This window comes from Nostoc sp. FACHB-190, from assembly GCF_014696905.1.
Taxonomy (GTDB): Bacteria; Cyanobacteriota; Cyanobacteriia; order Cyanobacteriales; family Nostocaceae; genus Nostoc_B.
This window is the reverse complement of the sequence record NZ_JACJQW010000017.1, coordinates 66,959-80,231: the sequence shown is the minus strand read 5'-3', so window position 1 is coordinate 80,231 and position 13,273 is coordinate 66,959. Positions and strand designations below refer to the sequence as shown.

Here is a 13,273-nt window from a genome sequence, read left to right as displayed (position 1 = left end):
TAATGACCAATGACTAGCAAAACCCTGATCCAACCACTAGACCGTGTAGCGATCGCCTTGATGCTGCTGCTGAGTTTGCTGATTGGCTTTATCATCTTCCAAGGTGATGTTGTGTCTCCCCGCGTCCGCACCTTTACTTGGCAAAATCAGCAAATTGGGGCAGATGATATTGCCTTTAGCCTCACCTTTAGCCGTCCAATGAATACTAAAAGTGTTGAGGATAACTTAAAAATTGAGCCACCCTTAGCCGGAAAATTTAGTTGGGCAGGTAGGCGGATGGTTTATACACTGTTAACACCTGCTCCCTACGGTACAAACTATAAAGTTCAGCTACAACAAGCAAAAGATAAATTTGCTCAAAAAGGTACTAACAGTAAAGTTATTCAGCCTTTTGTTGGCAGTTTTCGCAGCCGCGATCGCGTGATTATTTACATCGGTGCTAACCCAGAAGAACAAGGGCAATTAATTCTCTATAACTTAACCCAAGAGCAGAAAAAAGTCCTGACTCCCAAAGACGTGACGGTAATGGATTTTAAACCATTTCCCAACGGTGAAAAAATCTTATTTTCGGCTCGCACAGCCAACAACCAAGATTTACTTTCTGCCCAGTTATATACCGTCACCACCGGAATTGCTGGCGAGTCGGACACCAAACCAGAACCAGCCGCGAAAGTTGATTTGATTTTAGATAATAAAGATTATCAAAACTTAAAATTTGACTTATCAGCAGACGGACAAACGATCGTTGTCCAACGTGGGAATAAAAATAATCCCGGTGACTTTGGCTTGTGGTATCTACCAACCACCTGGGATAAATCCAGTCCCAAACCTGCTCCCCAGCGCCTACAAAGCCAGCCAGGGGGCGATTTTATGATTACTCCCGATAGCAAAGCTGTAGCCGTTGCCCAGGGTCAAGGGGCTGCGATACTACCACTACAAAAAGATGCGAGTAAACCCTTAGATTTTTTACCGCAATTTGGCTTAGTGCAAGCCTTTTCTAAAGATGGTTCTCAAGCAGCGATGGTCAAATTTAATACAGACTACACCCGTGACTTATTTTTAGTCACTAATCAAGGTGTGCAGAAACCTTTGGTAAAAACCACAGGTTCAATTATCGATTGTCAATTTGACCCAGCTTCACCCACCTTATATTGCTTGTTAACTCAGTTAATCACCCAAGCAGAATATGTAGAGCAACCTTATTTAGTTGCCATCGATTTGAAAACTGGACAACAAAGACCGTTATTAGTTTTACCAGTTGATCAGCGAAATGTAGAAATGAGTTTATCACCGGATGGGCTGGGTTTATTGTTTGACCAAGTAGTGCCACAGGCCGATAACGCACCAGCACCTGCTAATAGTTTAAAGACAGATGACGGTGAAGCGATCGCTACTAGCAGTTTGTGGTTAATGCCATTATTACCTATTGCTGATGCCGCCGTGACCACCATTAAACCAGAAAAGCTACCCTTAGTTGGCTTTCATCCCCGTTGGCTACCTTAATTTAGAGACGCGAAATTTCGCGTCTCTCGTAGTTTGTCAGCACTAAAGTAACAGATGTTGCGGGTTGATGGTTGCTGATGTTGCTTGGTAATCTTCCGGTGCGCTTTCTTTTCTCAGATAAAAATTCACGACAATATATCAGGAATTACTGTAGGCTGTGTGTTGTAGCTTGTAAAATTGCGTGATTAAATTAACAACATCTTGAACACTAAACACTTTATCCCATTCATGAACTGGAACTTTAATTTTCAATCTTTTTTGAATTTCTAGAACAAAATCCATAAAATCGTCTCCGTCTGCCCTCAAATCATGAATTAATTTGTCTGTTAACTGTGGCTTTGTTCCTGGAATACAAACGAAGAACTCTAAAAGCTCTAAAACAATTTTTTCAATATTTGATTCTTCTATATTAGACATAATATAAAGTAAGATTTAATCATCATTTATTAATAGAAATTAACCACAGACGTAGGTTGGATGTAGCGATAGCGAAACCCAACAAAATCTTGATAATGTTCTACATTTGTAGCTAAAATATTAAGGTGCATCTATTTCAACTCGGTGTTTAATATTGTCAAAGCTGTATCCTAATTCGTGCATAAACTTTTCTACATCATCAATACAAGAAAAATAATAGTTATCTTTTTGCCGAATATCATCTCCTGTTTCATATTTTCCACTTTCGTGAACATCCCGCCGTAACTCTTTAATAATTACATGATATGGTGTTTTTTCTCTTTTTTCTGCTTCTCTAACTTTGATTAAATATAAGTATTCTTCTAAGTAATCTTCCTTTTTAGGCGTGAATGAGAGTTTTGGAAGCTTATTAATTAAAATCCAGCCCAAATATTCAGGGTCATTTGTATCTTTTTTAAAACCCCATTGTTCCCCATTATTTAGTTTTTTATTCAGTTCTATTTTATCCATACAAATATTTTAAATTAGATTTTACAGAAATCACACTTTCACCGATTCAGATATAGCTTGGGTTCCGTTCCTCCACTCAAGCTAAATTTGTAGCTATGTCAGTCCACTAGAACCTTTTGTATTTCACCATCAGGTGTTACACGAAATAATTCAATTGCCGCATCACCTTTGTTTATATCAGCTAGACAATAAATTTCTATTTTTCTATTATCACTGGTAACAATGTGAGTATAGTGTTTATAGTGTATATGCCCACATAATACTACTTTTGGTAAAAGTAAATCTACTAACATACGAGCAAATTCATTACCTATTTCATCACCATATTTTATGCTAAAGCCTATAATTTCAGCTATTATGCTAGGATTTACTATTTCAGATGGACAGTCATGCAGTAATAAAATATCGGCATTTTTGTAATCTATTGCCTGAGCAATATCATCTTCGTTAAAGTAGATATATTCTTTATTTGATTTTGTATAAATCTCTAAAAAGTGTGGCCTTAGACTATGAAATTTATCCTTCTGATAGATTCCAGAAAGTCCAACAACGTTTAATCCTTTAATAATATTACTGCTAACTCTACCCAAATAATAACAGTTATTAATAATTTTTTGTCCTTTAGGAAACTGTTCGAGGAATCCGTAAGGTTCATGGTTGCCACCAATAAAGTAGATTGGCCAAGGGAAAAATTTTTTTTCAGAGTAATAGTCAGGAAAATCTCCTAGTTTTTTATATTTTGTTGGTGCAGACATTGTAGATAAATCCGCTTCATGACGATGAGGCTCAAAATCGCCAACCTGTAGCACAAATGCTAATTTAATTCCCAACCGAGATTCCCATTTACTCAGTAGTTTAACCATATTTTGCATCTGTCCATGCACATCACCAACTGCTGCAAAATAAAAATCATTTGTTGTACTTTGTAACATTATCGATGCTTTGTCAGAAATAAGGTGCGATCGCAGTTTATAGCTAGTACTCCACGGCGGAAATAAACACACCATCTAGAATTGCTAAAATGTTTGTGGGATAACTATTCTTTCTTTTGCCTTGTTGTACTAGTTTTATTTCACACTTCAATCGATTCAGGAAACTGGCGCTTTAACGCTGGAAACACAGGACAAGGCGCTTGTTCTTGTAAATTCTCTGGTTTACTCCAAGTAAAGGGTGCTTTTTGCGCCGCAGACATCCATAACAAACGTTTGGCGCGTGTCATCGCCACATAAAGTAAACGATATTCTTCCGCAGTTTTTAAGTGTTTGGCTTGTTCCCAAGCTTGGCTGACATCAGGTATACCCGATTCTCCGTGAAGGGCGGCGCGAATTTGGGCGCGGGCGACTTCTGATAAGGTGAAGTCTCCCAAAAACTGGCTTTGGGGTGGAACCCAAAAACGACCAGGAATCAAATTCTCATGCAGAAAGGGAATGAAAACATAGTCCCAATCTAACCCTTTGGCTTTGTGCATGGTAATAATGGTGAGTTGATTCGGACGGGTGTAATGTGCTTCTAAGTCTTCGGTTTCCACAGGTTCAAAGCGTTCGGAATTGACAATTTCGCTTAAAGCTGAGAGCATTGCACCCATTGAACTACCGCCAGATATTTGCTGATTGACTCGTTCTGCAAGTTTGTCAGCAGTCGCCAATTCTGCTTGGTCATAATTCAACGCCAAAGCGAGAAAGGAAATTAACTGATAAAGCGGTAATTCCATACGAGCGCGGAGTAAGCTACGACAAAGATGAGCCGCTTTTTCGACTGGTTCGGCTTGGGGTGCAGCTAAGGGGCCTGGGTATAAAAATTCTTCTGGTAAACTAGCTAAGGCGTTGAGGTCTTGGGTGGGAATTAATTGCCGTTGTACTAGTACTTCTAAGGCAGCTTTCAGGTAATCTGGGGAGTGGGGTCGATCGCAAAATTGCAATAATGCTAAAATTTCTTGGGGTACATGAGAACGGCGATCGCGTTCGCCCACATCGTAAAGTGTAATATTATGCTCTTTACATACAGGTGCTAACATTTCTGCCAACCATCGACCTTGGCGATTTTCCCTCACTAACACCGCCGCACGGGTATTACTGGGGTCTGGTGCAAATAACTCCACTACCCTTTTACCCAGCAGTTCAACTGTGTGATGAATATCGCGCGGTGTGTATAGTTCTAACCCTTTACCTTCTGGTGCTGGGTTGGCATTTTTTTGCGGATCATTCGTACTCACTGGGTAAATTATCTGTTGGCGGAAGGGAGAAGCAGCCGGAAGACGTGGCGATTTTTGATTTTTCGCACCATAAAAACTATTCACCCATTCCAGCGCAAAGTTAGCCGCAGCAATAATAATTCTTGTACTGCGCCCAGCTTGATTCATCGTTGCCAATTTTGCCACGCGATCGCACTCTTCACAAAATTGCCGAAAATAAATTGGGTCGGCTGGTGTAAAAGTAGAGTTAATTGCTTGGTTAGGATCACCAACTCTCACGAGGTTGAGTGCTGAGTATTGAGTGCTGAGTGCTGAGTGCTGAGTGCTGAGTGCTGAGTGCTGAGTGGTGGTTCGACTCCGCTCACCAACCGGGAGTTGGGAGTTTAAAGAAATCCCCTTGTCCCCCTTGTCTCCCTTGTCCCCCTTGTCTCCCTCACCCCCCTGATCATCACTTGCCAAAATCTCTAACAACCGAGTTTGCAAAGGGCTAGAATCTTGGGCTTCGTCTTCAAAAACAGCGAAAACTTGGTTTTGTTCAATGCGACGGGCGCTGTCATTTTCTAATACGCGCAGGGCGGCGAGAATCATATCGTCGTAGTCAATGAAGTCGCGCGATCGCATTAAGTTTTGGTATTGTTCGTATAATCCCGCCGCTATGCTTAAAATGGCGTAATTATCTGAAGTTTCGTGACTCCAATTTTGTAATTGTTCTGGCGATATTCCTGAACTTTTGGCTTCGTGAATGACTGTTGTTGCTAAGTCTGGTAAAACTTCAGTTCGCAATACAGATTGACGACGCAACCTTTCTGTTTCTTCACCGTCAAATTGTTGTCCTTCCAGTAACCGGAAGTATATTTCAGCATTATTATTAATCCATTGTTCAACTGCTGTGCGAATTAAGCGATGGCTTTGACTAGGGGTAATTAATGTCAGATTTTCTAATTCCAACCCCGATAAATTAGGATAACGACTGGCTATATTCAGCGCCAAACCATGTAATGTGTAAACAGCAAAACCTGTTTGCGGCAAAGATAAATCGTCACGTAAATATTTCCGAATTTTCGCTTTAATATTGGCAGCCGCAGAACGAGTAAAGGTCACAACTACCAACTGACGGTGAACCGAAGAACGCGATCGCGCCAAACGTTCATACTGACGCGCAATTGCGATCGCCGCCGCCGCCGCCATCCCCGTCGATTTCCCCGCACCCGGAACCGCAGAAACCGCTAATGGCCCTGATTCCCAATCAGCCATCTGTTGTTGTCCTTGGCGTAAGCCGTTACGAATCGCCAATATTTTTTCGCGCAAAGACAAAACCTGCGGCGATGACTGAGATAATTCCGATGGAGCAGATTCTAAAGGCACAGTAGCAGTAAAGTTGGTATCTGACATATCACAATCCGAGGCTGAGGGGAAAAGTATGAAGTCTGAAGTGTGAATTATGAAGTCTGAAATTTGATTATTTAACACAATTTGCAACTTATTTTTAAACCCTTCTCCAAACTTCTTCCCTGCGAGGAGATAAGCTTTGATTCTTGCTCCCCTTCCCTTGTAGGGAAGGGATTGGGGGTTAGGTTTGAGATAAAGTTGCACACAGCGTTATTTAGCCTCCTGCTTCCTACTTTTAACCAATGACCAATGATAAATAACAAATGACTAATAGTAGACATTATCTCGGTTTAGTTGGGGCGATCGCCCTGGGTGCAATTTTGCGCTTTTGGCATTTAGATTTAAAACCTTTGTGGATGGATGAAGTGATTACAGCCATCTTTAGTTTAGGTAAAAATTATCATGATTTGCCTTTAGATGTTTTATTTCCTTTAGAACGTGTCCAGGAAATTTTCACCTTTCATCCTGGCGTTAGTTGTTCACAAATCGCTACTAATGTTGATACACAGTCTACCCACCCACCTTTATTTTTTTGTGCGATGTATCGGTGGTTAAGCTGGATGACTCCTTTAGGAACAGAGTGGGTAACTAAATTGCGATCGCTACCTGCTTTATTAGGTGTCGCCATTATCCCGGCGATATATTGCTTAAATCGTATTGCTTTTTCCCAGTCATCGGGAATTATCGCTGCTTTGGTGATGGCGACTTCCCCCTTTGCTGTCTACCTTTCCCAAGAGGCGAGACACTATACTGCACCAATGTTGCTGATTACTTTGTCGTTACTCGGATTGATCCAGATTCAGCGCGATATATTTGAGCGATCGCGTTTGCGGTTTTGGGTTTGGCTATCTTGGACAGTTGTGAATATTCTTGGTTTTTATGTCCACTATTTTTTCGTTCTTGCGTTGATTTCAGAAATTGCTACTTTAATATTTATAGCTTATCGATATCAACTTCATATTGCAATTATCAAAAAAATCTGGCTATTTTTATTGCTTTCTCTGACTACTATTGGCATCAGTTTTCTTCCTTGGTTATTTGTTATTTTCAATCATGCCCAGCGTACAGAAACCAATTGGTTGCCAACCCCTAGCTACATTTCCCCCTTATATCAAACTTTAATTAACTGGGTTTTGATGCTCATTAATTTCCCTGTAGAAAAGCAACCTCTACCAGTGGCAATTATTAGTGTTTTAATCATGGTATCGTTTTCTATTTGGGCAGGAATAAAAGTTTTTCAAGGATTAGATTTTTTATTATCCAATAATAAAAATAATATCTCAACTATTACTCTGTTAACTTTTACTATTGGTGTAGTTTCAGAATTTTTCATTATTATTTACATTTCCCAAAAAGATATTTCTGTAGTTCCCCGATATCACTTTGTTTATTACCCAAGCTTTTGTGCTTTATTAGCAGCCGGGATTAATTACACCAGGAAAAGTCAAAAATCAATTTTGGTTTTCTTAACTATTAGTATTATTAGCTGTATTTTTGTAATTTTTAACTTCGCTTTCCAAAAGCCTTTTCTACCGGACAAGGTAGCTCAAAATATGAATTTAGATCCAACTATTCCCACAATGCTAGTTACTGGATATGGTAGTTATCAAGATGTAGCATTGGGTTTAAGTTTTGCTTTAGCTTTAGAACCATTAAGAAATGCTGATAAATCAGATCACTTTGCCTTTATTAATCAAAACTCGCCTGTAATTCCTTTTTGGCAAAAGCTTGCACAATTCTCTGTAAAAGATGTATCTCAGCTAAACTTATGGATAGTCGCCCCTGGTTTACGAAGACGGGATTATCAACCACAAGTTAAGTTATCTAATGAACAAATAATTTGTAATATCGACCCGACACAACATTATCGGATAGGCATTCCTTATCAACTTTATCGTTGTATAGTAGGAGGAAGTGGTTCGGCTACTTCGGCTGCGCTCAGTACAAGTTCGCTCACCAACCGGAGGCAGAAGGCAGAAGTTAAAAGTCTTACTATGTACTGAATAACCATTTTTTAAATGTCCTTACCTGCACTTTGACTGCTAATCAGTGATGCTTTTACTTGTTTCAAGCAGTATATGAGCAGATTAATATGACGATAAACTTTCCTATGAAATTATCACACTTACCAGACAGTTTGCCATTAGAGGGGGCTGTTCGCATAGAGTTAGTGGAAGGAGTACCAATATTTCGGGCTTCTATTTTAGTTCAGAAGAGAATTGAAGAATTACTAGCTAAACAAAAAGAAGTTCCACTTACTAACAAAGAGGAACAAGAATTAACTGAGTATGAAGAGTTAGATGATTATTTAAGTTTGATTAATCGACTTATCAGAAATATATCCATTAATCAAATATAAGGGAATAGATATTTGTCTACTAATCGTTATATCAGTGAAGCTATTCAAACTCAAGTGAGAGAAAGAGCTAAATTTCTATGTGAATATTGTCATGCTTCTGAAAAATGGCAGTATGTTTCTTTCACAGTAGACCATGTAATTCCTCTAGCAAAAGGTGGTGCTAACTCAATTGATAATTTAGCTTTGGCTTGTTTTCATTGCAATCGCAAGAAATCTGATAAAATCAAAGTATTTGATGAAAATACGTCATCAGAAATTCCTTTATTTAATCCTCGCACTGATAATTGGACAGAACACTTTATTTGGTCAAAAGATACACTATATCTTATTGGTTTGACACCTATAGGATGCGCCACAGTAGCAGCATTAGCATTTAATCGAGAAAGAATAATTAATATTCGTGCTGCTGATAGAGAAATTGGCAGGCATCCACCAGAAAACGACCCAATTCAAAGCGAGGAGTCATAAGAAGTTTTTAACTAATAAACTATTCGTCAATTAACCAAGGTTCTTTAGTTACTTCCTCATCCAAAATTTTCTTTGGACGCACAATAACAATTAATTTACCCAAGATAGAAATTTCTGGTTCTGTTTCTAACCATTGAATATCTAAAGTTCCGTTATTATCAATCACAAAATAGCTAGAGTTATCCCATTGTCTTTGAGCGCGGTCAACAACTAAGAGTACTTCTTCTCGTCTGTTTTGTGTTTGGGCTTGATTGGGCAGGCGATCGCTATCTGCTAATATTACTACTGGATCTTCGGCATTTAACAAGGCTTGCCAACCCGGTAAGGGAACCCATGCTTGTTCGCCAGCAAACTTGACCATTTGGAATGGTTCACTAGCGGTAATTAAAGGTACAGCTTGCAAATCTTGGGGCGTTAAAGGTAATTTTCCCGCCACCGCTAAAATCCGTGGTAGTTCATCTTCAGAGTCAAAGCGGTAAAATGGCAGCAAGGGAACCGGACGCTTGGGAACACGGGTAAAATCTACCAACAGTTGTTCTAGTTGCGTTCTTGCGGAATCTGTGTGAGCAAAACGCAATCCTTTAGCTATTAAACGCGATCGCTCTGTCAAATCAGAATTTTGTCTGGCTAATTTCCAAGCTTGATAAGCCACCGCATCCCCCGCATCAGATGAAAATCCTTCGGGTAAATTGCGTAACCAAGAATAATCTTTAATAGCCTTGGCTATTTCTCTCGCCCCATCAACATCCAGTTTATGTATAAAGGCTAATTCTGCTGCTGCTGCTCGTTCTTCTTGGGAGAGTAAGCGTAATTCATATAAAACATCACTACCTCTTGTACTGTAGTGCGATCGCGCCGCTTCTGATGCCCCGACTTTTTCTATAGAATTATAAACTTGAGCGCCAACCACAACTTGATTTTGTTGAATTGGCTCAAATCCAGTTGCTTCAAAAATTTCTTGCTGATTATAGCCAGACTTTTGCAGAGTGGCGATCGCAATTCCCCATTCTACCCAATTACCTTGCTTTTGCCTGAGCTGACGCAGTAACTCCTGGGCGTTGTCATTTCCAGAGGTGTCAGGGTTTGGGGCGTTGAGTGGTAAGTCAGTCATAATTGGCAGGAGCAACTTGAACTAAATAAAACTACCGATACCTGATCGGCAAGTCTTATTCTAATCTTTAATAGCGGACTATCTCTCACTCTAGCACCAAACAAAATTATAGGTTATCAATAGTACACGCAAGTTCTGGATTAGAACTGATCAGTACCTTCACGCAAGGCTTACGCACCATCTATCAACTAAGCTTGGTGTGGAATATAACACTATAGTAAATTATTTACAGGAATTATCTCATGGATAATCCCACGCAGGAATTAAATACAAGTCGTCGGCAAACAGCTACTCTAGAAAGAGCAAAAAAACTCAAAATATTAGTAGTGGATGATGAGCCAGATAATCTGGATTTACTCTATCGGACTTTTCGGCGCGACTTTCACGTTTTAAAAGCTGATAGCGGTATCAATGCCCTAGAAGTTTTGGCAGCAGAAGGAGAAGTGGCAGTCATTATCTCTGACCAAAGAATGCCAGAAATGAAGGGTACAGAGTTTCTGAGCAAAACTGTGCCGCAGTTTCCCGATACAGTTAGGATTATTCTGACGGGCTTTACTGATATTGAAGACCTGGTAGAAGCCATCAACGCTGGACAAGTCTATAAATATATCACCAAGCCTTGGGACCCTGGCGAACTCAAAGCAGTCGTCCAAAGAGCCGCAGAAACCTATGATTTGTTAAAGCAACGCACAGAAGAATTACGCCGCGCTAATGCTCAAATGGCGTTATTGTCTGTGTTAGTGCAAGTTACCCAAGCCGCAGAAAATTTAGAATCAATTCTCAAACCCATTGCTACAGCCTTTAGTGATAGTTTTGCTACTGATGGCTGTATTTTGCAGTTAGTAGAGGGAAATCAATTAGCAGGCGTTTCTGGTTCTCATAGCCGTGCTGGTACTACTCTCAACTGGCTAGACAAAGACCCCTTGGTAAACGAAGCGATCGCCACTGGCAAAGTCCAAGTCGCCCTAAATGTTGCTAAAGATCCTAAACTCGCTGCTGTATCCCACTATCAAGAAACTGGTGTGCAAGCACATTTAGTTATCCCAATTACCTACCGGAATGATATGTTAGGTGTGTTGTCACTCCAATGGCAACAACCTTGCTCTTTGCGAGAAGATGAACTGAACCTGATTAATTTATCAGCTCAACTAGTAGCGATCGCTCTGACTAGTAGTCGCTGCTATCAAGGAACTCTGTAGTTATTAGTCATTTGTCCTTTGTCATTGGTCATTGACTAATGACTAATGACTAATGACCCATGACTAATCACCAATGAATCAAGAAGTTCGTGCCATTTTTGACAGTATTGCTCCCGTGTATGACCAGCTAAATAATTGGTTGAGTTTGGGACAACACCGGATATGGAAAGAAATGGCGATTAAATGGAGTGGCGCTAAACCTGGAGACACCTGTATTGATTTGTGTTGTGGTAGCGGTGATTTAGCGTTGCGTTTAGCACGGCGTGTAGGTAATACAGGAAATGTCTATGGTGTGGATTTTTCACCCAACCTACTCGCCACTGCTCAAGAACGCTCTCAACAACAATACCCCCAACCCGCCATCACTTGGGTAGAAGCTGATGTTCTCAATTTGCCTTTTGCGAACAACCAATTTGATGCAGCGACAATGGGATATGGATTAAGAAATGTTACAGACATTCCCCAAAGCCTGAGAGAAATTCACCGCGTTCTCAAGCCCGGTGGAAAGGCGGCAATTTTAGATTTTCATCGCCCAAACAACGAGCAATTAAGAGCGTTTCAACAATGGTACTTAAATTCTATGGTTGTACCAATGGCTGAGAGTCTGGGCTTAAAAGAACAGTATGCCTACATCAGTCCCAGCTTAGATCGTTTCCCTAGAGGAGATGAACAAAAAGAACTAGCCCAGCAAGCTGGTTTTGCATCGGTTACACATTACCCCATTGTGAACGGTATGATGGGAGTGTTGGTAGTTGGTAAATCTGAGATTTGAGATTTGAGGTTTTTGATTGGCGCTGCTGGCAAAGAAGCAGAAGTCTTTGAGAAATCAATATCCGAGTCTAAATTTCCAAGTTCAAAATTGGCAAGTCCAAAATCCTGTGGATTGGTCTCATCTTTGGCTTTATGTATCTCCCCCGATATTAGGTGGGGTAATTGGCTATTTCACAAACGATATAGCCATCAAAATGTTATTTCGTCCCTACCGAGCAATTTATATTGGTGGACGACGAGTGCCTTTTACTCCCGGTTTGATTCCTCGCAACCAGGAGCGTTTGGCTACAAATATTTCTAATACCATTATGGGTTCGCTGCTCACGCCAGAAGAATTACAAAATCTGGCGCGGCGCTTGTTGCAAACAGAACGAGTCCAAGGGGCAATTCTGTGGTTGTTACGGTTAGCAATTGAACAAATTAAAGCAGATAAAGACCAAAAAAGTGCTAAAATAGTCGCCGGAATTTTGCGTGATTTGCTAGGCGAATCGCTACCGCGCTTGTTAAAAGTCTTAGCCAGAAGAGAAGACTTTTTAGAAGCGCAAATCAATCAAATTTTTGATCAAGTCCTGCTAGATTTGCAATTGACTGATGAGCAAGCTACACGATTAGCTGATTGGTTATTGCAGACAGTTTTACCTCCTGATGTGTTGCGTCAGGCGATAGTTGATTTTTTAACCGATCGCACAATTCAAATTATCGATGAAAGCTTTCGAGAAAAAACTAGTGGTACTTATTGGGTAGTCGCTAATTTGTTCGGCTTACGCAACACCCTTACCAGACTGAGAACTTTTTGTTTGGATGAAAAAGAAGCCACAAATGCGCGGTTGCAAGAATTAACCCAAGATTTGCAAGTGCGCGATCGCCTGAAAAAAATCCTGCAAAATTTATCATTACAAAACTTACCCATTGGTACAGTCAGACAGTTACGCAAAACCACCCGCGAAACAGTCCGCCAATATATTCAAAGTACTGGCGGCGACTTACTACAAGGATTCACTGATTCTGTAAATTGGGAAAATATCGCTACATTATTGCTGAATCGCTTGAGTGCTTCACCTGTGGTCAATTCTTCTTTAGAAGTGGTCAGCTTAGAATTAGCTTTGATTTTAGAACGTTATTTAGAAAAAGATTTAGAAGCTATTGTGGCGCAAGTCATTCCAATTTTGTCCATCGACCAAGTAATTATTGACCGTGTAAAGTCAACTTCTCCGGCTGATTTAGAAGCAGCTATCGAAGGAATTGTCAAAAATGAATTACAGGCTATCGTAACTTTAGGTGGAGTTTTGGGTTTTATTGTCGGGTTATGCCAAACAGCATTTTTAATCTTGAGTCAGCAGTAATTATGGATATGA

At 40.2% G+C, this 13,273-nt stretch carries 12 protein-coding genes; 7 read left to right on the top strand and 5 right to left on the bottom strand.

All coding sequences use genetic code 11. The features are described from left to right. Nucleotides 1–9 precede the first annotated feature (9 nt). Nucleotides 10–1,503, top strand: a complete 1,494-nt coding sequence (locus H6G28_RS18930; protein ID WP_190588792.1) for a hypothetical protein — start codon at nt 10–12, stop codon at nt 1,501–1,503. 138 nt (nt 1,504–1,641) lie between these two features. Here the strand turns inward: H6G28_RS18930 and H6G28_RS18925 are convergent, their stop codons facing one another. The 4 genes from H6G28_RS18925 to H6G28_RS18910 form a co-directional block, all read right to left on the bottom strand. Continuing rightward, nucleotides 1,642–1,920, bottom strand: a complete 279-nt coding sequence (locus tag H6G28_RS18925) for an acyl carrier protein (RefSeq protein ID WP_190588791.1) — start codon at nt 1,918–1,920, stop codon at nt 1,642–1,644. A 120-nt stretch (nt 1,921–2,040) separates the two neighbouring features. Beyond that, complete coding sequence (locus H6G28_RS18920; RefSeq protein WP_190673081.1) at nt 2,041–2,430, bottom strand: hypothetical protein; 390 nt, start codon at nt 2,428–2,430, stop codon at nt 2,041–2,043. A 98-nt stretch (nt 2,431–2,528) separates the two neighbouring features. Further along, nucleotides 2,529–3,362, bottom strand: a complete 834-nt coding sequence (locus H6G28_RS18915) for a metallophosphoesterase (RefSeq protein ID WP_190673077.1) — start codon at nt 3,360–3,362, stop codon at nt 2,529–2,531. 140 nt (nt 3,363–3,502) lie between these two features. Continuing rightward, on the bottom strand, nt 3,503–6,013 hold the full coding sequence (locus H6G28_RS18910) for an ATP-dependent helicase (protein WP_190673073.1): 2,511 nt from the start codon (nt 6,011–6,013) through the stop codon (nt 3,503–3,505). 260 nt (nt 6,014–6,273) lie between these two features. On the opposite strand from H6G28_RS18910, the gene H6G28_RS18905 reads away from it, so the two are divergent. The 3 genes from H6G28_RS18905 to H6G28_RS18895 all read left to right on the top strand — a co-directional run bounded on the left by H6G28_RS18905 (nt 6,274) and on the right by H6G28_RS18895 (nt 8,837). Further along, nucleotides 6,274–8,013, top strand: coding sequence for a glycosyltransferase family 39 protein (locus H6G28_RS18905; protein ID WP_242054613.1), 1,740 nt, complete (start codon nt 6,274–6,276; stop codon nt 8,011–8,013). Between the two features lie 107 nt (nt 8,014–8,120). Next, a complete protein-coding gene (locus tag H6G28_RS18900) occupies nt 8,121–8,369 on the top strand; it encodes a hypothetical protein (protein ID WP_396019795.1) in 249 nt (82 codons plus the stop codon). 12 nt (nt 8,370–8,381) lie between these two features. Continuing rightward, the gene (locus H6G28_RS18895) at nt 8,382–8,837 is read left to right on the top strand and encodes an HNH endonuclease (RefSeq protein WP_190673070.1); all 456 of its coding nucleotides are present in this window, start codon (nt 8,382–8,384) and stop codon (nt 8,835–8,837) included. A 19-nt stretch (nt 8,838–8,856) separates the two neighbouring features. Here the strand turns inward: H6G28_RS18895 and H6G28_RS18890 are convergent, their stop codons facing one another. Next, nucleotides 8,857–9,948 (bottom strand): RuBisCO accumulation factor 1, encoded by a 1,092-nt coding sequence (locus tag H6G28_RS18890; protein ID WP_190588786.1) that lies wholly within the window; start codon nt 9,946–9,948, stop codon nt 8,857–8,859. A gap of 242 nt (nt 9,949–10,190) precedes the next feature. Here H6G28_RS18890 and H6G28_RS18885 point away from each other — a divergent pair, with 242 nt between their 5' ends. From H6G28_RS18885 to H6G28_RS18875, 3 genes are all read left to right on the top strand, one after another. Continuing rightward, nucleotides 10,191–11,147, top strand: coding sequence for a response regulator (locus tag H6G28_RS18885; RefSeq protein ID WP_190588785.1), 957 nt, complete (start codon nt 10,191–10,193; stop codon nt 11,145–11,147). Nucleotides 11,148–11,220: 73 nt separating this feature from the next. Further along, nucleotides 11,221–11,919 (top strand): bifunctional demethylmenaquinone methyltransferase/2-methoxy-6-polyprenyl-1,4-benzoquinol methylase UbiE, encoded by a 699-nt coding sequence (gene ubiE / locus H6G28_RS18880; RefSeq protein WP_190673067.1) that lies wholly within the window; start codon nt 11,221–11,223, stop codon nt 11,917–11,919. A gap of 106 nt (nt 11,920–12,025) precedes the next feature. Then, on the top strand, nt 12,026–13,261 hold the full coding sequence (locus H6G28_RS18875; protein WP_190588927.1) for a DUF445 domain-containing protein: 1,236 nt from the start codon (nt 12,026–12,028) through the stop codon (nt 13,259–13,261). Nucleotides 13,262–13,273: the final 12 nt, after the last annotated feature.

What these genes read in the sequence shown, in the direction of transcription:
- H6G28_RS18930 (WP_190588792.1), top strand. Translation starts at nt 10, where the DNA reads ATGACTAGCAAAACCCTGATCCAACCACTAGACCGTGTAGCGATCGCC.
- H6G28_RS18925 (WP_190588791.1), bottom strand. Translation starts at nt 1,920, where the DNA reads ATGTCTAATATAGAAGAATCAAATATTGAAAAAATTGTTTTAGAGCTT.
- H6G28_RS18920 (WP_190673081.1), bottom strand. Translation starts at nt 2,430, where the DNA reads ATGGATAAAATAGAACTGAATAAAAAACTAAATAATGGGGAACAATGG.
- H6G28_RS18915 (WP_190673077.1), bottom strand. Translation starts at nt 3,362, where the DNA reads ATGTTACAAAGTACAACAAATGATTTTTATTTTGCAGCAGTTGGTGAT.
- H6G28_RS18910 (WP_190673073.1), bottom strand. Translation starts at nt 6,013, where the DNA reads ATGTCAGATACCAACTTTACTGCTACTGTGCCTTTAGAATCTGCTCCA.
- H6G28_RS18905 (WP_242054613.1), top strand. Translation starts at nt 6,274, where the DNA reads ATGACTAATAGTAGACATTATCTCGGTTTAGTTGGGGCGATCGCCCTG.
- H6G28_RS18900 (WP_396019795.1), top strand. Translation starts at nt 8,121, where the DNA reads ATGAAATTATCACACTTACCAGACAGTTTGCCATTAGAGGGGGCTGTT.
- H6G28_RS18890 (WP_190588786.1), bottom strand. Translation starts at nt 9,948, where the DNA reads ATGACTGACTTACCACTCAACGCCCCAAACCCTGACACCTCTGGAAAT.
- H6G28_RS18885 (WP_190588785.1), top strand. Translation starts at nt 10,191, where the DNA reads ATGGATAATCCCACGCAGGAATTAAATACAAGTCGTCGGCAAACAGCT.
- ubiE (WP_190673067.1), top strand. Translation starts at nt 11,221, where the DNA reads ATGAATCAAGAAGTTCGTGCCATTTTTGACAGTATTGCTCCCGTGTAT.